The sequence below is a fragment of the Serratia sp. CY43202 genome (assembly GCF_052168755.1).
GTDB classification, from domain to species: Bacteria; Pseudomonadota; Gammaproteobacteria; order Enterobacterales; family Enterobacteriaceae; genus Serratia; species Serratia bockelmannii.
Map to the genome: position 1 here is coordinate 67,455 of NZ_JBJNMB010000007.1, position 18,427 is coordinate 85,881.

The 18,427-nt window shown below is 62.1% G+C and carries 21 protein-coding genes and 1 riboswitch; of the genes, 15 read left to right on the forward strand and 6 right to left on the reverse strand.

All coding sequences use genetic code 11. The features are described from left to right. Nucleotides 1-6: 6 nt before the first annotated feature. Entirely contained in the window at nucleotides 7-825 is an 819-nt protein-coding gene (locus ACJ8J5_RS15630) for a pyridoxal phosphatase (protein WP_414104898.1), read from the reverse strand. Between the two features lie 178 nt (nucleotides 826-1,003). On the opposite strand from ACJ8J5_RS15630, the gene pgl reads away from it, so the two are divergent. Then, entirely contained in the window at nucleotides 1,004-1,999 is a 996-nt protein-coding gene (pgl, locus tag ACJ8J5_RS15635) for a 6-phosphogluconolactonase (RefSeq protein WP_060432612.1), read from the forward strand. A gap of 67 nt (nucleotides 2,000-2,066) precedes the next feature. On the opposite strand, the gene ACJ8J5_RS15640 is transcribed toward pgl, so the two are convergent. Both ACJ8J5_RS15640 and dmeF read right to left on the reverse strand, forming a co-directional pair. Continuing rightward, a complete protein-coding gene (locus tag ACJ8J5_RS15640) occupies nucleotides 2,067-2,549 on the reverse strand; it encodes a kinase inhibitor (protein WP_025301913.1) in 483 nt (160 codons plus the stop codon). A 32-nt stretch (nucleotides 2,550-2,581) separates the two neighbouring features. Beyond that, nucleotides 2,582-3,550 carry a CDF family Co(II)/Ni(II) efflux transporter DmeF gene (gene dmeF / locus ACJ8J5_RS15645; protein ID WP_075200607.1) on the reverse strand — a complete coding sequence of 323 codons (969 nt, stop codon included), beginning with the start codon at nucleotides 3,548-3,550 and terminating at the stop codon, nucleotides 2,582-2,584. A 78-nt stretch (nucleotides 3,551-3,628) separates the two neighbouring features. On the opposite strand from dmeF, the gene ACJ8J5_RS15650 reads away from it, so the two are divergent. Further along, nucleotides 3,629-3,904 carry a metal/formaldehyde-sensitive transcriptional repressor gene (locus ACJ8J5_RS15650; protein WP_025301915.1) on the forward strand — a complete coding sequence of 92 codons (276 nt, stop codon included), beginning with the start codon at nucleotides 3,629-3,631 and terminating at the stop codon, nucleotides 3,902-3,904. Between the two features lie 2 nt (nucleotides 3,905-3,906). Continuing rightward, a complete protein-coding gene (locus ACJ8J5_RS15655) occupies nucleotides 3,907-4,308 on the forward strand; it encodes a YkvA family protein (RefSeq protein ID WP_025301916.1) in 402 nt (133 codons plus the stop codon). A 4-nt stretch (nucleotides 4,309-4,312) separates the two neighbouring features. Here the strand turns inward: ACJ8J5_RS15655 and bioA are convergent, their stop codons facing one another. Continuing rightward, on the reverse strand, nucleotides 4,313-5,587 hold the full coding sequence (gene bioA / locus ACJ8J5_RS15660) for an adenosylmethionine--8-amino-7-oxononanoate transaminase (protein ID WP_025301917.1): 1,275 nt from the start codon (nucleotides 5,585-5,587) through the stop codon (nucleotides 4,313-4,315). A gap of 88 nt (nucleotides 5,588-5,675) precedes the next feature. Here bioA and bioB point away from each other — a divergent pair, with 88 nt between their 5' ends. From bioB to bioD, 4 genes are read left to right on the forward strand one after another with little or no spacing between them, the layout of a single operon-like run. After that, nucleotides 5,676-6,713: a biotin synthase BioB gene (gene bioB / locus ACJ8J5_RS15665; RefSeq protein ID WP_025301918.1), complete on the forward strand. Its 1,038-nt coding sequence runs from the start codon at nucleotides 5,676-5,678 to the stop codon at nucleotides 6,711-6,713. Further along, entirely contained in the window at nucleotides 6,713-7,864 is a 1,152-nt protein-coding gene (bioF, locus tag ACJ8J5_RS15670; protein WP_025301919.1) for an 8-amino-7-oxononanoate synthase, read from the forward strand. Before bioB ends, bioF begins: the two co-directional genes overlap by 1 nt. Continuing rightward, the gene (bioC, locus tag ACJ8J5_RS15675; RefSeq protein WP_049208970.1) at nucleotides 7,848-8,615 is read left to right on the forward strand and encodes a malonyl-ACP O-methyltransferase BioC; all 768 of its coding nucleotides are present in this window, start codon (nucleotides 7,848-7,850) and stop codon (nucleotides 8,613-8,615) included. Before bioF ends, bioC begins: the two co-directional genes overlap by 17 nt. Then, nucleotides 8,608-9,282, forward strand: a complete 675-nt coding sequence (bioD, locus tag ACJ8J5_RS15680; protein ID WP_060447611.1) for a dethiobiotin synthase — start codon at nucleotides 8,608-8,610, stop codon at nucleotides 9,280-9,282. Before bioC ends, bioD begins: the two co-directional genes overlap by 8 nt. A 29-nt stretch (nucleotides 9,283-9,311) precedes the next feature. On the opposite strand, the gene ACJ8J5_RS15685 is transcribed toward bioD, so the two are convergent. Beyond that, the gene (locus ACJ8J5_RS15685; protein ID WP_049208968.1) at nucleotides 9,312-10,034 is read right to left on the reverse strand and encodes an ATP-binding cassette domain-containing protein; all 723 of its coding nucleotides are present in this window, start codon (nucleotides 10,032-10,034) and stop codon (nucleotides 9,312-9,314) included. 1,112 nt (nucleotides 10,035-11,146) lie between these two features. Here ACJ8J5_RS15685 and uvrB point away from each other — a divergent pair. After that, nucleotides 11,147-13,159, forward strand: coding sequence for an excinuclease ABC subunit UvrB (uvrB, locus tag ACJ8J5_RS15690; protein ID WP_043136693.1), 2,013 nt, complete (start codon nucleotides 11,147-11,149; stop codon nucleotides 13,157-13,159). A gap of 100 nt (nucleotides 13,160-13,259) precedes the next feature. Further along, on the forward strand, nucleotides 13,260-13,526 hold the full coding sequence (locus tag ACJ8J5_RS15695; RefSeq protein WP_004939783.1) for a VF530 family DNA-binding protein: 267 nt from the start codon (nucleotides 13,260-13,262) through the stop codon (nucleotides 13,524-13,526). Between the two features lie 6 nt (nucleotides 13,527-13,532). On the opposite strand, the gene ACJ8J5_RS15700 is transcribed toward ACJ8J5_RS15695, so the two are convergent. Then, nucleotides 13,533-14,450 (reverse strand): gluconeogenesis factor YvcK family protein, encoded by a 918-nt coding sequence (locus tag ACJ8J5_RS15700; protein WP_049203797.1) that lies wholly within the window; start codon nucleotides 14,448-14,450, stop codon nucleotides 13,533-13,535. A gap of 260 nt (nucleotides 14,451-14,710) precedes the next feature. Continuing rightward, nucleotides 14,711-14,855: riboswitch (molybdenum cofactor riboswitch) on the forward strand. Between ACJ8J5_RS15700 and moaA the strand changes: the two genes are divergently transcribed. From moaA to ACJ8J5_RS15730, 6 genes are all read left to right on the forward strand, one after another. Beyond that, nucleotides 14,842-15,828: a GTP 3',8-cyclase MoaA gene (moaA, locus tag ACJ8J5_RS15705; RefSeq protein ID WP_025301927.1), complete on the forward strand. Its 987-nt coding sequence runs from the start codon at nucleotides 14,842-14,844 to the stop codon at nucleotides 15,826-15,828. (Overlaps the previous riboswitch by 14 nt.) A gap of 24 nt (nucleotides 15,829-15,852) precedes the next feature. Next, the gene (moaB, locus tag ACJ8J5_RS15710) at nucleotides 15,853-16,368 is read left to right on the forward strand and encodes a molybdenum cofactor biosynthesis protein B (RefSeq protein ID WP_025301928.1); all 516 of its coding nucleotides are present in this window, start codon (nucleotides 15,853-15,855) and stop codon (nucleotides 16,366-16,368) included. A 3-nt stretch (nucleotides 16,369-16,371) separates the two neighbouring features. Beyond that, on the forward strand, nucleotides 16,372-16,851 hold the full coding sequence (gene moaC / locus ACJ8J5_RS15715) for a cyclic pyranopterin monophosphate synthase MoaC (protein WP_004939770.1): 480 nt from the start codon (nucleotides 16,372-16,374) through the stop codon (nucleotides 16,849-16,851). Further along, nucleotides 16,848-17,093 (forward strand): molybdopterin synthase sulfur carrier subunit, encoded by a 246-nt coding sequence (moaD, locus tag ACJ8J5_RS15720; RefSeq protein ID WP_004939768.1) that lies wholly within the window; start codon nucleotides 16,848-16,850, stop codon nucleotides 17,091-17,093. Before moaC ends, moaD begins: the two co-directional genes overlap by 4 nt. A 2-nt stretch (nucleotides 17,094-17,095) precedes the next feature. Next, nucleotides 17,096-17,563, forward strand: a complete 468-nt coding sequence (gene moaE, locus ACJ8J5_RS15725) for a molybdopterin synthase catalytic subunit MoaE (RefSeq protein ID WP_004939764.1) — start codon at nucleotides 17,096-17,098, stop codon at nucleotides 17,561-17,563. A 130-nt stretch (nucleotides 17,564-17,693) separates the two neighbouring features. Further along, a complete protein-coding gene (locus tag ACJ8J5_RS15730; RefSeq protein WP_033637508.1) occupies nucleotides 17,694-18,404 on the forward strand; it encodes a Bax inhibitor-1/YccA family protein in 711 nt (236 codons plus the stop codon). Nucleotides 18,405-18,427 lie beyond the last annotated feature (23 nt).

Sequence of the window (18,427 nt, forward strand, 5' to 3'; positions counted from 1 at the left end):
AAAAGACTAGAGTACGCGGGTGCGGATCACCTCGGCGATGCCCGGCTGCAGGTTATCGGCGATCACCAGATCGGCGCGTTCCTTGATCGCGTCATCGGCGTTGCCCATCGCCACGCCCAAACCGACCGCTTCCAGCATGCTGATGTCATTGTAGTTGTCGCCGAACGCCACCACCTGATCCATGCTCAGTCCCTGCGATTCCACCCATTGGTGCAGGCGCTTGCCTTTGCTGTTGCCGCCTTTGGCGATATCCACCTGATCGTGCCAGGACCATTCGCACGCCAACCCCAGCTCTTTTTCCACCGTGTCGGCAAACTCGCGCAGCGCAGGAATATCGGCGTGCGAGGTGGCGAATTTCCAGATCGCCTGCGCGTCGCCGGCCGCCTGCGCCAGGCTGCCGACCTGCAGCAGCGTTGGGCGCTGTGCCGCCGGCAGGGTTTCGGCCCAGGCCAGCGAGCGGGTCACGTGGCCGCTCGGTTCCTGATACAGCATGGCGTCGTCAACGTACATCAGCCCGTGAATGTCGGTCTGTTTGAGCATCTGCAGCACCTGTTTGGCCTGATCTTTCGCCAGCGGATCGGCGGCCAGCACCTTTTTCTGCTGAAAATCATACAGGTAGGTGCCGTTGCAGCAGATGGCCGGCGTGTCTATCTGCAGCGCCTGGTAGAACGGATGGATGGCGACGTGATGGCGGCCGGTGACCACCACCACCTGGACGCCGGCGGCGCGCGCCAGCGCCAGCGCTTCCAGCGACTGCGGTAAGATGCGTTTTTGATTGTCCAGCAGGGTGCCGTCAAGATCGAGGGCGATGACGCGGTAGCTCATAGGGTTCTCGTTATCGTTAGCCATAAAATTAATCCGATGGTACACCGGATAGCCAACGGAGAAAACCGCGTGAACATCCGGTGCTAAGCAGGGTTGCCATGCGACGGATGTGCGGTAAGCTAGGAGCAATCGAACGGCCTGAAACCGGTTCCTCTTTTACCCTTTGCAAGGAGAACACATGAAGCAAATCGTTTATGTCGCCAGCCCGGAGAGCCAGCAGATCCACGTCTGGCAGTTGGACGACGCGGGCGCGCTGGCGCTGCTGCAAACCGTTGACGTGCCGGGCCAGGTGCAGCCGATGACCCTTCATCCGGACAAGACCCACCTGTACGTCGGCGTGCGTCCGGCGTTCGGCATCGTCAGCTACCGCATCGAGGCGGACGGCACGCTGCAGCAGGCCGGCATGGCGCCGCTGCCGGGCAGCCCGACCCATATCTCCACCGATCTGCAGGGGCGTTACCTGTTCTCCGCCTCCTACAGCGGCAACTGCGCCAGCATCAGCCCGATCGGCCATGACGGCGTGGTGACGGCGCCTATTCAGCAGATTGACGGCCTGAACGCGCCGCACTCGGCGAACATCGATCCGACCAACCAGCTGGTGCTGGTGCCGTGTCTGAAAGAGGACCGCATCCGCCTGTTCAACCTGAGCCTGACGGGCCAGCTGACGCCGCACGTGCAGGAGGCGGTGGATATCGCCGCCGGTGCCGGTCCGCGCCATATGGCATTCCACCACAACGATAAGTTCGCTTACTGCGTCAATGAGCTGAACGGCACGGTAGACGTGCTGGCCATTTCGGAAAACGGCGGCAAATACACCGTGACGCAAACACTGGATATCATGCCGGCCGACTTCGACGGCACCCGCTGGGCGGCGGACATTCATATCACGCCGAACGGCCGTTTCCTGTACACCAGCGATCGCACCGCCAGCATTCTGACCCTCTTCAGCGTTTCCGAAGACGGCGGCACGCTGAGCGTGGTCGGCTATTATCCGACCGAAACGCAGCCGCGCGGTTTCAATATCGATCACAGCGGCCGCTTCGTGATTTCGTCCGGCCAGAAGTCCGATCACATCGCGGTGCATGAAATTGACCAGGCCAGCGGCGAGCTGACCACGCTGGCACGTTATCCGGTGGGCAAAGGCCCGATGTGGGTCAGCGTGCTGGCGAAGTAATTCGGCGGTCAGACGAGTATGGAAAAAGCGCGGTTCGGTTGAGCCGCGCTTTTTTATGGGTGGGAGATCAGTTGAACATCACTGTCAGCGTGGCGCTGCCGAGGCTGTGGAAATGCACGTTAAAGCCCACCAGCGCGCCGCTGGAACCTTCATCCACCTCAATGCTTTCTACGTCCAGCGCATGCACGGTGAACTGATAGCGGTGGCTTTCGCCATTCGGCGGCGCTGCGCCGCCGTAACCGGCTGAGCCGAAGTCGGTACGGGTTTGCAGCGCGGCGCTCGGCAGCGGCGCTTTACCGGAGCCTGCGCCCTGCGGCAGCTCACGCACGTCGGCCGGAATATTGGCCACCACCCAGTGCCACCAGCCAGAGCCGGTCGGGGCATCGGGATCGTACAGGGTGACGACGAAGCTCTTGGTGCCGGCGGGCACGCCGTCCCAGGCCAGGTGCGGCGACAGGTTATCGCCGTGGTAGCCCATGCCGTTGAAGACCTGCGTCTGCGGCATTGTGCCGCCGTCCTGCAGATCGTTGCTGTACAAACGAAAAGCCATAATGACTCCCAGTTGTCGATAAACGCGGACCCTTAAGCTAGATCTTTTCGGTGGAACAATACAACCCCTTGCGCCAACGGCGGACGGTTGATCTCGACGGTGACATGCACCAGTTCGGGATGTGTGGCCAACAGTTGGCGCACCCGATCGGCGGTGAGGGCGCGATCGGCGCTGCTCAGGGCGAGGACGCAATGATATTTTCCTTTGCCGATGCGGCCTACATGCAGATCGGTCAGCGTGAGCGCGTGGCCGGAAGCGGCCAGGGCCTGGCGGATGTCTTGCGCCACGGGGGCGTCCATTTCGGCATCCAGCAAAATCTTTCCGCTATCGCGCATCAGGCTATAGGCCCAGGCGGCCACCATCGCCGCGCCGACGATGCCCATCAGCGGATCGAGCCAGGCGGCGCCCCAAAGCTTACCGCCGAACAGCGCGATGAGCGCCAGTACCGAGGTGGCGGCGTCGGCGAGCACGTGAACATAGGCGGAACGCAGGTTGAGGTCATGATGAGTGTCGTCGTGGTCATCCCCGTGATGATGATGATGGCCGCCACCGCGCAACAGCCAGGCGCAGAGCAGGTTGACGGCCAGCCCGATCGCGCCGATGGCGATGGCTTCGTTGTAATGAATCGGGCTGGGATTCAGCAGCCGCTGCCCAGACTGAAACAGCATCAGCGCCGCCACCAGCACCAACAACACCGCGCTGGTGTAACCGGCCAGCACTTCGATCTTCCAGGTGCCGAGGCTAAAGCGGCGATCTTTGGCCAGCCGGCGTGCGGCGCCGTAAGCCAGCACCGACAGGCCCAGCGCCAGCGCGTGCGAACTCATGTGCCAGCCGTCGGCCAGCAGCGCCATCGAGTTAAACAGCCAGCCGCCGGCGATCTCGATAGCCATCATACTGGCGGTGAGTATCACCGCCCATCTGGTGTTTCTTTCGGCCAATGGGTTACCATCGTCAAAAACGTGGCTGTGTTCGCGGTGCAAAACGGGCGCGTGAGACGTCATGGTGAAGTTCCTCAGCAAAAGATAGTGTGCTGAAATATACTATACCCCAGTATAGTAAATAACAATCAGGCGGAAATGATGAGCCATACCCACAGAGATCAAAAGAAGCTGTTGGCGCGGGTGCGCCGCATTAAAGGGCAGGCCGAAGCGCTGGAACGCGCGCTGGAGAGCGGCGGCGAATGTTCGGCTGTTCTGCAGCAGATCGCGGCGGTGCGCGGCGCGGTCAACGGTTTGATGGCGCAGGTGCTGGAAGGGCATGTGCGCGAACATCTGGCTGCCGCGGACGCTACGCCGCAGCAGCGCGAGCAGGACATCGAGCAATTGATGACCGTTTTACGTTCTTATATGAAGTAATCATGATTTCACTGAAAAAACGCACGCCGTGGTTCGGCTGGCTGCGCCGTTGGGCCAAAGGCATCAAGCGCGATATTTACGCGCTGTGGCTGGCCGCCCGTGATAAGCGCACCCCGTGGTACGCCAAGCTGATCGCGCTGCTGGTGGCCGGCTATGCGATCTCGCCGATCGATTTGATCCCGGATTTTATTCCGGTGTTGGGCTATCTGGACGATGTGATCATCGTGCCGTTGGGCATCATGCTGGCGGTTCGCCTGATCCCCAAGCCGCTGATGGCCGAGCTGCGCGAGAAGGCGCAAAAACGCGTCGACAACCCCACCGGCCGCATGGCGGCGGCGATGATCATTTTACTCTGGCTGCTGTGCCTCGGGTTGCTGGCCCGCTATCTGGACCAGCATTGGTAAGGCATTAACGCGCGGCGGCGGCCACGGCGGCGGTCAGGCGGCTGAGCTGTTCCGCTTCGATGATGTAAGGCGGCATCAGGTAAATCAGCTTGCCGAACGGCCGGATCCATACCCCGCGCTCGACGAACCCGCGCTGCAGCTCGGCGACATTCACCGGTTCGCGCATTTCCACCACGCCAATCGCCCCCAGCACCCGCACGTCCGCCACCTTCGGCAGCGCCGCCAACGGCAGCAGTTCCTGTTTCAGCTGGGCTTCGATGGCGCTCACCTGCGCCTGCCAGCGATTTTCCGCCAGCAGCGCCATGCTGGCGTCCGCCACCGCGCAGGCCAACGGATTGCCCATAAAGGTCGGGCCGTGCATAAAACAGCCGGCCGCGCCGTTGCTGATGGTCTCCGCCACATGGCGGGTGGTCAGGGTGGCGGACAGGGTCATGTAACCGCCGGTCAGCGCCTTGCCCAGGCAGAGAATGTCCGGCACCACCTGCGCGTGCTCGCAGGCGAACAGCTTGCCGGTGCGGCCGAAGCCGGTGGCGATCTCGTCGGCGATCAGTAGCACCCGATGGCGATCGCACAGCTCGCGCACCCGCTTGAGGTAGGTTGGGTGGTAGATGCGCATGCCGCCGGCGCCTTGCACCACCGGTTCCAGGATCACCGCCGCCACTTCACCGGCGTGCTGCTCCAGCAGCGCGGCGAACGGTGCAATATCTTCTTCACGCCATTCTTCGTCGAAGCGGCACTGCGGCGCGGTCGCGAACAGGTGCGGCGCCAGATAGCCCTGATAGAGGCTGTGCATCGAGTTGTCCGGATCGCAGACCGACATCGCGCCGAAGGTATCGCCGTGATAGCCGTGGCGCAGCGTCAGGATGCGCTGCCGGCGCTCGCCGCGCGCCTGCCAGTACTGCAGCGCCATCTTCAACGACACTTCCACCGCCACCGAACCGGAGTCTGCCAGGAACACGCACTGCAGCGCCTCTGGCGTCATTTCCACCAGCCGACGGCACAACGAGATGGCGGACGGATGGGTAATACCGCCGAACATCACGTGTGACATCTTCTCCAACTGCTGGCTGGCGGCCTGATTCAGGCGCGGATGGTTGTAACCGTGGATCGCCGCCCACCAGGAGGACATGCCGTCCACCAGACGCCGGCCGTCCGCCAGCTGCAGTTCGACGCCGCTGGCCGATTCGATCGGGTAACAGGGTAACGGGCGGCTCATGGAGGTGTAGGGGTGCCAGATATGGCGTTGGTCAAACGCCAGGTCGGAAGCGGTCACAGACATACTTGTAAACCAAATTGAATTAAGATTGGTTGACAGTATATCCACAATATTTAAACTGGCGACACTTTTTCGTTTTGGAGACGCCATGATGGCCGACCGCATTCACTGGACAGTAGGGCAAGCCCAGGCCCTGTTTGATAAACCGCTGCTGGAACTGCTGTTCGAAGCGCAAACCGTACACCGCCAGCACTTCGACCCGCGTCAGGTGCAGGTCAGCACGCTGCTGTCGATCAAGACCGGCGCTTGCCCGGAAGACTGTAAATACTGCCCGCAGAGCTCACGCTACAAGACCGGCCTGGAGTCGGAGCGGTTGATGCAGGTCGAGCAGGTGCTGGAATCGGCACGCAAGGCCAAAGCGAACGGCTCGACCCGTTTTTGCATGGGCGCGGCGTGGAAGAACCCGCACGAGCGCGATATGCCTTATCTGCAGCAGATGGTGCAGGGCGTGAAAGCGATGGGCATGGAAACCTGCATGACGCTGGGCACGCTTGACGGCACTCAGGCTGAACGGCTGGCGGAGGCCGGGCTGGATTACTACAACCATAACCTCGACACCTCGCCGGAGTTCTACGGCAGCATCATCACTACCCGCAGCTACCAGGAACGCCTGGATACGCTCGACAAGGTGCGCGACGCCGGCATCAAAGTGTGCTCCGGCGGCATCGTCGGGCTGGGGGAAACGGTGCGCGATCGCGCCGGGTTGCTGGTGCAGCTGGCTAACCTGCCGAAACCGCCGGAGAGCGTGCCGATCAACATGTTGGTGAAGGTAAAAGGCACGCCGCTGGCGGATAACGACGACGTCGATCCGTTCGATTTCATCCGCACCATCGCGGTAGCGCGCATCATGATGCCGTCCTCTTATGTCCGCCTTTCCGCCGGCCGTGAACAGATGAACGAACAGACGCAGGCGATGTGCTTTATGGCCGGCGCCAACTCGATCTTCTACGGTTGCAAGCTGCTGACCACGCCGAACCCGGAAGAAGACAAGGATCTGCAGCTGTTCCGCAAGCTGGGGCTGAACCCGCAGCAGACCGCCACCGAACATGGCGACAACCAGCAACAGCAGGTGCTGGCTAAGCAGCTGCTGAACGCCGATACCGCCGAGTTTTACAACGCGGCGCTGTGATGAGCTGGCAACAACGTATCGAACAGGCGCTGGCAGAACGGCGTCTCAACGCCGCCTACCGTCGGCGACAGACCACCGAGGGCGGCAACGGCCGCCAGATCCGGCTCGGCGATCGTCTCTATCTGAACTTCTCGGGCAACGACTACCTGGGGCTGAGCCAGGATGCGCGGGTGATCGCCGCCTGGCAGCAGGGCGCGCAGCGTTACGGCGTCGGCAGCGGCGGGTCGGGCCACGTCACCGGCTTTAGCGTGGCGCATCAGGCGCTGGAAGAGCAACTGGCGGCGTGGCTCGGCTATCCGCGCGCGCTGCTGTTCATCTCCGGCTATGCCGCCAATCAGGCGGTGCTGGCGGCGTTGATGCAGAAGGGCGATCGCATTTTGGCCGATCGCCTCAGCCACGCCTCGCTGCTGGAGGCGGCGGCGCAGTCGCCGGCCGAGCTGCGCCGGTTCCAGCACAATCAGCCGCAGGCCTTGGCGGATCTGCTGGCCAAACCCTGCGACGGGCAGCGGCTGGCGGTGACCGAAGGGGTGTTCAGCATGGACGGCGACGGCGCACCGTTGGCGGAGCTGCATCGCTTAACCCGCGCGGCGGGCGCCTGGCTGATGGTGGACGATGCCCATGGCGTCGGCGTGCGCGGTGAGCAAGGCCGCGGCAGCTGCTGGCAGCAGGGCGTGCGCCCTGAACTGCTGGTGGCGACCTTCGGCAAGGCGTTCGGCGTCAGCGGCGCGGCAGTGCTGTGCGATGAGGCGACCGCCGAGTATCTGCTGCAGTTCGCCCGCCATCTAATCTACAGCACCGCAATGCCGCCGGCGCAAGCCTGCGCGCTGCAGGCGGCGCTGGCCTGCATTCGCGAGGGCGATGAACTGCGTGCCCGGCTGCAGGACAACATTCGGCGTTTCCGTCAGGGCGCGGCGCCGCTGGCGCTGACCCTGACGGATTCCGACACCGCCATCCAGCCGCTGCTGGTGGGGGATAATCAGCGCGCGCTCGATCTGGCGACCCGCCTGCGCGAGTGCGGACTGTGGGTGAGCGCCATTCGCCCGCCGACGGTGCCGCCGGGCGGCGCGCGGCTACGCATTACCCTGACGGCGGCGCATCAGCCGCAGGATATCGATCGCCTGCTGGAGGTGCTGAATGACGTCAGCCAATGACACGGTGAACAAACAGGCGGTCGCCTCGGCCTTCAGCCGCGCGGCCGGCAGCTACGACGCCGCCGCCGCGCTGCAGCGTGATGTTGGCGAGCGCTTACTGGGGATGGGGAGTCCCCATCCGGGCGAGCAGCTGCTGGATGCCGGCTGCGGCACCGGCTATTTCAGCCGCCTGTGGCGCGAGCGCGGCAAGCAGGTGACCGCGCTCGATTTGGCGCCGGGCATGCTGGAGGTCGCCCGCCAACGGCAGGCGGCGCACCATTATCTGCTGGGCGATATCGAGCAGGTACCGCTGCCCGATGCGGCGATGGACATCTGTTTCAGCAGCCTGGTGGTGCAGTGGTGCAGCGATCTGCCCGCCGCGCTGGCGGAGCTGTATCGCGTGACCCGCCCCGGCGGCGTGATCCTGTTTTCCACGTTGGCGGCGGGATCGCTGCAGGAATTGGGGGACGCCTGGCAACAGGTGGACGGCGAGCGCCACGTGAACGCCTTCCTGCCGCTGGCGCAGATCCGCGCCGCCTGTGCTGAATACCGGCACGAGCTGGTCACGGAGTTACGCACCCTGAACTACCCGGACGTGATGACGCTGATGCGCTCGCTCAAGGGCATCGGGGCGACGCATTTGCATCAGGGGCGCGAGGGCGGCCTGATGTCGCGAGGCCGTCTCGCCGCGTTGCAGGCGGCTTACCCGTGCCGGCAGGGGCAGTTCCCCCTCAGCTATCATCTGGCTTATGGAGTGATTTATCGTGATTAAACGTTGGTTCGTGACCGGCACCGACACCGAGGTGGGGAAGACCGTTGCCAGCAGCGCCTTGTTGCAGGCCGCCAACCGGGCGGGCTACCGCAGCGCCGGCTATAAGCCGGTGGCCTCCGGCAGCGAGATGACCGCCGAGGGGCTGCGCAACGGCGACGCGCTGGCGCTGCAAGCCAACAGCGGCGTGGCGCTCCGTTACGACGAAGTGAACCCTTACGTTTTTGCCGAACCGACCTCGCCGCATATCGTCAGCGCCGATGAAGGTCGGCCGATCGACGCGGCGCGGCTGTCCGACGGCCTGCGCCGGCTGGAGCAGCGCGCCGACTGGGTGCTGGTCGAAGGCGCCGGCGGGTGGTTTACCCCGCTGTCGGCGGAGTACACCTTCGCCGACTGGGTGCAGCAGGAACAATTGCCGGTGATCCTGGTGGTGGGCATTAAACTGGGCTGCATCAACCACGCAGTGCTGACGGCGCAGGCGGTGCAACAGGCGGGGTTGACGCTGGCCGGTTGGATCGCCAACGACGTGGCGCCCCCGGGGCGGCGGCATCAGGAATACCTGGCCACGCTGCGCCGCATGCTGCCCGCGCCGCTGCTGGGTGAAATACCACACCTGCCGCAGGCCGAACGGGCGCCGCTGGGGGAGTATCTGGATATCAGCCTGCTATAAACGCTCAATGAGGGGGGGGGGGCTCTCCCTCATCCTTCTTCTTGCCCTGCCAGCCCGGCGCCGATCAGCGCCTCATCCAGCTGCGCCAGCGCGCCGTGCGCCACGGTGCGACCGCTATCGAGCAGACAAAAACGATCCGCCACCCGGCGCACGAACGGCAGCTGATGCTCTACCAGCAAAATGGTCATGCCCAACTCATAGTTGAGCCTGCGGATCACGTTGCCGATGTCGGCGGCGATCGAGGGCGGTACGCCCGTTGTCGGCTCGTCGAGGATCAGTAGCGCCGGCTCCTGCGCTAGCGCACGACCAATCGCCAACTGGCGCTGAGCGCCTTCGCACAGATCGCCGGCGCGGCGGGTACGCATCTGGCGCAAATTGGGAAACAGGCTGTAGATCAGCGGCGGAATGCGGCGAGGGGCACCGCGCACGGCCATCTGCGCCACCTGCAGATTCTCCTCCACGCTCAGCTGCGAGAAGAGTTGCCGCCCTTGCGGGACGTGGCTGATGCCGAGTGCGGCGCGGCGCTCCATCGGTTGCAGCAGCAGATTTTGCGGCGGCTGATCCGCGGGCTGCCAGGTCATGCTGCCGCTCACCACCGGCACATGCCCCATGATGCAATTGACCAGCGTGGTCTTGCCCACGCCGTTGCGCCCAAGCAGCACGGTACACTGGCCGCGCGGCAGCTCCAGGTTGATGTCCCACAGGGTATGATTTTGCCCGTAAAATTGATTGACCGATCTCAGGCTCAGCATTTGGCATTCTCCTCATAGACACAGGCGCCCATCCACTCGTTGGTGGGGTGCAACAAAGGCCGCATTGGCGGTTGATTTCCCGAGTGTGGCAATGTCTGGAACAAAATGCCGTCCATCCGATTCACCTGAGCAATGTCTGCGGTGGACGGAAAGACAGTCAGTATGTCGTGAAAAACGACGTTTATGACGACTTGGTGTCGTTCTCGCGCTTTTACGAGGGGTAGCCAGGCGGCGGTTGCACGCCGCATTCGGCAGCGCATTATGCTGTCGCGCCTCGTTCGCACGCTGAAAGATAAAGCAACTCCCAGGCCAGTTTTGCTACTGGCCGAAAAGGGGGGATGTTATCGCTTTGTTAACCCTCTGCCAGGCCTGATGCGCTCTGCCGCGGTGGCCTGAAAATACGCCGAGAAGTTAACCCGGACGTTTTTTGCACTCTTGTGGTGCCCTTTGGTGAGGACATGGTGCAAGGCATTGCGTCGCCGTCAAGAGCGATCCGCGAGAAAGAGGCCGATGCGATTTTGGCAATGGGGATTTTTAGTATTAATCGGCATAAACAAAGCGATATTTTTATGAAAAAATAACTAAAAAAGCCATTTTAGCGGGTGTAAAGGGCGAAAAGCTTTCTTTCCGTAACTCCCGCCCCGGGCGGGACGGTGAGAGTTATCCACTATTCCTGTGGATAACCTTGTGTATTAGATTTAGAAAAACGCTGTAAAGCGAGAGCGGACGCGGGTTGTGTTCGCTTTGCCCGCATTCTCGTCTTTTTATTAAAACTGTTATATATCAATATATTAACTAAAATCAAGACGCAGGGGTATTGATCAGGTCTCTATGTATGATTTTTCGACGCGGTGCTATCAATAAGTTAATTCGCGGCAAGTTCTGGGGATAAATCTGTTATTGACAATAAAAATGTCACCCGGCTGTAACGTCACGGTGCAACGACATTGCCGCAGTGCCGGGTGCAGCGACGAATCCGCTTGAAGCTGGTTTTATATCCAGTATCATGGGCACTGGCGCAAATCGCCGACACTTTCCATAATTAGGGGCCATATCCGGCGCAGAGCCGGCTGGCCGCCTGAGCGCGCGCATCTCCACAGGGTAGCCGAGCAATGAGTAAACTTTTCAAACTGCATTCCGAGTTCAAACCGGCCGGCGATCAGCCGGAAGCCATCCGCAAGCTGGAAGAGGGGCTGGAAGACGGCCTGGCGCACCAGACGCTGCTGGGGGTTACCGGTTCGGGCAAGACGTTCACTATCGCCAACGTGATAGCCGATCTGAATCGGCCGACCATGGTACTGGCGCCGAACAAGACGCTGGCGGCGCAGCTGTACGGCGAAATGAAAGCGTTTTTCCCGGAGAATGCGGTGGAGTACTTCGTCTCCTACTACGACTACTACCAGCCGGAAGCCTACGTGCCCAGTTCCGACACCTTCATTGAAAAAGATGCTTCGGTGAACGAGCACATCGAGCAGATGCGTCTTTCCGCCACCAAGGCGCTGCTGGAGCGGCGCGACGTGGTGGTGGTGGCATCGGTGTCGGCGATCTACGGCCTGGGCGATCCGGATCTTTATCTGAAGATGATGCTGCACCTGACTCAGGGCATGATCATCGATCAGCGATCCATTTTGCGCCGCCTGGCGGAGCTGCAGTATTCCCGCAACGATCAGGCTTTCCAGCGCGCCACCTTCCGCGTGCGCGGCGAGGTGATCGATATCTTCCCGGCGGAATCAGACGAGCTGGCGCTGCGCGTCGAACTGTTCGATGAAGAAGTGGAACGGCTGTCGCTGTTCGATCCGCTGACCGGGCAGATTGAGCAGGTGGTGCCGCGTTTTACCATCTACCCGAAATCGCACTACGTGACGCCGCGTGAGCGGATCATGCAGGCGATGGAAGAGATCAAGGTTGATCTGGCGGACCGCCGCAAGGTGCTGCTGGCCAACAGCAAGCTGCTGGAAGAGCAGCGCCTGACGCAGCGCACCCAGTTCGATCTGGAGATGATGAACGAGCTGGGTTACTGCTCGGGCATCGAAAACTACTCGCGCTATCTGTCCGGGCGCGCCGAGGGCGAGCCGCCGCCGACGTTGTTCGACTACCTGCCGGCGGACGGCCTGCTGGTGGTCGACGAATCCCACGTCACCATTCCGCAGATCGGCGCGATGTTCAAGGGTGACCGCGCGCGCAAGGAAACGCTGGTGGAGTACGGCTTCCGTTTGCCGTCGGCGCTGGACAACCGCCCGCTGCGCTTCGAGGAGTTTGAGGCGCTGGCGCCGCAGACCATCTATGTTTCCGCGACGCCGGGCAAATATGAGCTGGAGAAATCCGGCGGCGATCTGATCGATCAGGTGGTGCGGCCGACCGGGTTGCTGGATCCGATCGTGGAAGTGCGGCCGGTCGCCACCCAGGTGGACGATCTGCTCTCCGAGATCCGCAAGCGCGCGACGATCAACGAGCGCGTGCTGGTGACCACCCTGACTAAACGCATGGCGGAAGACCTGACCGAATACCTGGAAGAGCATGGCGAGCGTGTGCGCTACCTGCACTCGGACATCGATACCGTGGAACGGGTCGAAATCATCCGTGACCTGCGTCTGGGCGAGTTCGACGTGCTGGTGGGCATCAACCTGTTGCGTGAGGGGCTCGACATGCCTGAGGTGTCGCTGGTGGCGATTCTGGACGCCGACAAGGAAGGCTTCCTGCGTTCCGAGCGTTCGCTGATCCAGACCATCGGCCGCGCGGCGCGTAACCTGAACGGCAAAGCGATCCTGTATGGCGATCGCATCACCGATTCGATGGCCAAGGCGATCGGTGAAACCGAGCGGCGCCGCGCCAAGCAGCAGGCCTACAACGAAGCCAACGGCATCGTGCCGCAGGGGCTGAACAAGAAGATCGGCGACATTCTGCAGATCGGCCAACCGGTCAACCGCGCCAAGAGCAAAGGCAAGGGCAAGGCGGTGGAGGGCGGCGCTCAGCTACAGAACCTCACGCCGAAAGCGCTGGATCAGAAAATTCGCGATCTGGAAGCGCAGATGTACACCCACGCGCAAAACCTGGAGTTCGAGCAGGCGGCTGCGCTGCGCGACGAAATCCACCAGCTGCGCGAGCAGTTCATCGCGATTTCCTGACCGTTGGACGGCGCCCGCGCCGTGGGCGTCAAAATTCCTTGTCGGCCGCGCCAAAGCTGTTATGGTGTGCGGCCCGATTTGACCACGAAGAGTACCGAACATGAGCCAACACCAGTCTAAAGACCCGCTGCACGGCGTAACGCTGGAGCAACTGCTGAATAAACTGGTGGATCACTACGGTTGGTCCGAACTGGGCGCGCGCATTCGCATCAACTGCTTCCGCAGCGATCCGAGCATCAAGTCCAGCCTGAAGTTTTTGCGTCGCACGCCCTGGGCGCGCAAAGAGGTGGAAGATCTGTATATCGATATGGTCAGCCATCCCGCCCCAGCCAGCGATAATCCCTGGCTGCGCGGGCGAGACGGTTAAATTCGGTCAGCGGCGCGCGGCCAGCCCCACCAGCGCGTGATCCAGCGCCTGGCGCAGCAGCTGGCGATCGTGGCGGTAGGGGATGTCGCTCGCTTCCAGCGGTTGCTGAATCACCACCCGATCCTGCACTTCACTGGCATCCACCGCCGGGCCGACGATCAGCGCATCGATCATCCGGCGGCCGATCTTCTCTTCCATCAGCGTCAGCTTATCCTTTAACGACAGCGCCGCGGCGGCCACGCTCAGCTCGCGGCCGAGGTTGCCGATATAGATCATGCTGGCGCTGCTGCGGCGCAGCGCCTGGGTGAGATCGTCCAGCAGCAGCAGCGGCATCAGGCTGGTGAGGAAGCTGCCCGGTCCGATCAGGATCACGTCGGCCTGTGCGATGGCGTCCAGCGCTTCGCGCGTGGCGTTGACCGGGGGCGACAGCATCAGCTCCTGCGGCATGTGGGCCAGTTGATCGACATTCACTTCACCGTAAACGTGATTGCCTTCGTGATCGTGCGCCATCAAATCCACCGGCTGCTCCGACATCGGGATCAGCGCCGCGTCCACCTTCAGCAAGCTGCGCACCAGATTGATCGCTTCCAGCGGGCGCACGCTCAGGTGATCCAGCGCTTTCAGCATCAGGTTGCCCAGGTTATGGCCGGCCAGTTCGCCGTTGCCGCTGAAACGGTATTCGAACATCGCCGAGGCGACGCTCGGTTCGGTGATCAGCTGGTTGAGACAGTTGCGGGTATCGCCCCAGGCAATGCCGCCTTCCGAACGACGGATGCGGCCGGTGGAACCGCCGTTGTCGGTGGTGGTGACGATGCCGGTCAGGCGGGAGCCTAAGGACGACAGGGCCGACATCACACGGCCCAGGCCGTGTCCGCCGCCCAACGCCACCACGCGGTCGAGATCGGCCAGGGTACGATTACGCATAAATTTCCTTACAAAGGGTCTGAACTGCCCGCATAAGGTAGCGGATCCGGCATAAAAACGCGATAAAGAGTGTCATTTGCGTGATTCTGGTCAATTCGTCCACGCAAGCGATGTTTATCATGGTTTACCCGAATAGGCGGCGTCTAAAAACGCTGTATAGACAGTTATATAGCGAATTAACGCGTTGGCTATCGTTGCCGATTAGCGCTAGAATTCTGCTGAAAACCACGGTTTCATTCCGGCTACTCAAGGTAGCGGGAAGTGAAATCAAACTCCTAGCCCCTGTGCCTACGTTGTTCATCCGGAACGATATGGCGCCTGGGCCGTGGCGAAGTCAGCCACCAGGGTGCAGAGGGGAAACGCTCGCATCTCCCGACTTTGGAAAGGTGTTATGGTACCGCAACTCATTGATGCTTATGAGCGCAAGTTCTATTACCTGCGTTTGTCGATCACCGACGTGTGCAACTTTCGTTGCACCTATTGTCTGCCCGACGGCTACAAGCCGAGCGGCAGCCCGAAAAGCTTCCTGTCGCTGGATGAAATCCGCCGCGTCAGCCGCGCGTTTGCCGAACTGGGCACCGAAAAGGTGCGCCTGACCGGCGGCGAGCCTTCGCTGCGCCGCGATTTTACCGAGATCATCGCCGCCGTGCGGGAAAACCCGGCCATCCGTACCCTGGCGGTCACCACTAACGGCTACCGTCTGGCGCGCGACGTCGCCGCCTGGCGTGACGCCGGTCTGACGGCGATCAACGTCAGCGTCGACAGCCTGGATCCCCGCCAGTTTCACGCCATCACCGGCCAGGACAAGTTCCGCCAGGTGATGGACGGCATCGACGCCGCCTTCAGCGCCGGTTTCAGCAAGGTCAAGGTCAACGCGGTGCTGATGCGCGACGTCAATCACCAGCAACTTGGCGCCTTTCTCGCCTGGATCAAGGATCGGCCGATCCAGCTGCGCTTTATCGAACTGATGGAAACCGGCGAGGGCGGTGAGCTGTTTCGCAAACACCACGTTTCCGGCGAAGTGATTCGCTTGCAGCTGGAGCAGCAGGGCTGGCAGCGCCAGGCGCGCGGCCGCAGCGACGGCCCGGCGCAGGTGTTCAGCCACCCGGACTACCAGGGTGAGGTGGGTCTTATCATGCCGTATGAAAAAGATTTCTGCGCCAGCTGCAACCGGCTGCGCGTTTCTTCCATCGGCAATCTGCACCTGTGTCTGTTCGGCGAGCAGGGGGTGCCTCTGCGCGATCTGCTGGCGGATGACGGCCAGCTCGACGCGCTGAAGGCGCGCATCCAGAGTGGGCTGCTGAGCAAGAAGCAGACCCATTTCCTGCATCAGGGCAACAGCGGGATCACCCAGAACCTGTCGTTTATCGGCGGCTGACAGCCAATAGGAGCTTATTGAACCATGAGCCATGCGAGCAGCGAGTTTATTCCGGCGCATATCGCCATCCTGACCGTGTCCGACAGCCGCGGCGCGGCGGAAGACACCTCCGGCCAATATCTGCAGGACGCGGCGCAGGAAGCCGGCCATCAGGTGGTGGATCGCGCCATCGTCAAAGATGACATTTACCAGATCCGCGCACGGGTTTCCGCGTGGATCGCCGATGACAACGTGCAGGCGGTGCTGATCACCGGCGGCACTGGTTTTACCGCGCGGGACAACACGCCGGAAGCGCTGTTGCCGCTGTTCGACAGAGAGGTGGAAGGGTTCGGCGAACTGTTCCGCATGGTGTCGTACGAAGAGATCGGCACCGCGACGATCCAGTCGCGCGCGCTGGCCGGCCTGGCGAACCGCACGGTGATTTTCGCCATGCCGGGCTCCACCCGCGCCTGCCGCACCGCCTGGGAGCGGATTATCGAAGAGCAGTTGGACGCGCGCCATCGCCCGTGCAACTTCCAGCCCCATTTGAAGAAGCCCTGAGTCATGACACAGCTAACCCACATTAACGCCGCCGGCGAAGCCCATATGGTCGACGTATCCGCCAAGGCCGAAACGGTGCGCGAGGCGCGCGCCGAAGCCTTCGTCGAGATGTTGCCCGCCACGCTGGCGATGATCGTCGACGGCAGCCATCACAAGGGCGACGTGTTCGCCACGGCGCGCATCGCCGGCATTCAGGCGGCCAAACGCACCTGGGAACTGATCCCGCTGTGCCACCCGCTGATGTTGAGCAAAGTCGAAGTGCAGCTAGAGGCGCAAACGGAGCACAGCCGGGTACGCATCGAAACCTGCTGCCGGCTGACCGGCAAAACCGGCGTCGAGATGGAAGCGCTGACCGCCGCCTCGGTGGCGGCATTGACCATCTATGACATGTGCAAAGCGGTACAGAAAGACATGGTGATCGGCCCGGTGCGCCTGCTGGCGAAAAGCGGCGGCAAATCCGGTGATTTTAAGGTGAACGCATGATCGATATTCTTTTCTTCGCGCAGGTGCGCGAACTGGTGGGCACCGGCGCGCTGTCGATGCCGGCGGATTACCCGACCGTCGAGGCGCTGCGCCAGGCGCTGTGTGCGCGCGGCGATCGCTGGGCGCTGGCGCTGGAATCCGGCAAGCTGTTGGCGGCGGTCAATCAGTCGCTGGTGGCGGCGGATCACCCGCTGCGTGCCGGCGATGAAGTGGCCTTCTTCCCGCCGGTTACCGGGGGGTAAGCATGGAAAATACCCGCATTCGCGTGGGCGAAGCGCCGTTCAACGTCGGCGATGAGTACCAGTGGCTGGCGCAGTGCGACGCCGATGGCGCGGTGGTGACCTTCACCGGCAAGGTGCGCAACCATAACCTTGGGGACGACGTCAGCGCGCTGACGCTGGAACACTACCCCGGCATGACCGAGAAGGCGCTGGCGGAGATCGTGGCCGAGGCGCGCAGCCGTTGGCCGCTGCAGCGCGTGACGGTGATCCACCGCGTCGGTGCGCTGTATCCCGGCGACGAGATCGTGTTCGTCGGCGTGACCGGCGCACACCGCAGCATGGCGTTCGCCGCCAGCGAATTCATCATGGACTATCTGAAGACCCGCGCCCCGTTCTGGAAGCGCGAAGCCACGGGCCAGGGTGATCGTTGGGTGGACGCTCGCGACAGCGATCGCGAGGCCGCGCAACGCTGGCACGACGCGGCTAAATAACGCGTCAACAGCGGAAACAAATCAAGACCTTTGCCGCTTTCGCGCGGCCTATTCTGTGGTACGCTTATAGCAGGCGAAGCCCCGTTCGCGGGGCTTCGGAATCTTGTTTATAACGCAAAAGGTAACCGTCATGGACCGATATCCACGCTCTAATGGTTCAATCGTCGAACGTGCCAACAGCGGCATTCAGGCCTACATGGCGCAGGTTTACGGCTGGATGACCTGCGGTCTGCTGCTGACGGCGTTCGTTTCCTGGTATGCGGCCAACACGCCCGCGATCCTCAACTTCATCTTCTCCAGCCAGATCACCTTCTTCGGTCTGATCATCGCCCAATTGGCGCTGGTGTTCGTGATTTCCGGCATGGTCAACCGCCTGAGCGGCGCGGTGGCCACCTCGCTGTTCATGCTGTACTCGGCGCTGACCGGGCTGACGCTGTCGAGCATTTTCATCGCCTACACCTACAGCTCGATCGCCAGCACCTTTGTGGTCACCGCCGGCATGTTCGGTGCCATGAGCCTGTACGGCTACACCACCAAGCGCGATCTGAGCGGCTTCGGCAGCATGCTGTTCATGGCGCTGATCGGCATCGTGCTGGCCTCGCTGGTGAACATCTGGCTGAAAAGCACCGCGCTGATGTGGGCGATTACCTACATCGGGGTGGTGGTGTTCGTCGGTCTGACCGCCTACGACACGCAAAAACTCAAGGCGATGGGTGAGCAGCTGAACGCCGATGATAAAGACAGCTTCCGCAAGTACGCCATCGTCGGCGCGCTGACGCTGTATCTCGACTTCATCAACCTGTTCCTGATGTTGCTGCGTATCTTCGGCAACCGCCGCTAAATCCCTTGTCTTTCAAGCCTTAG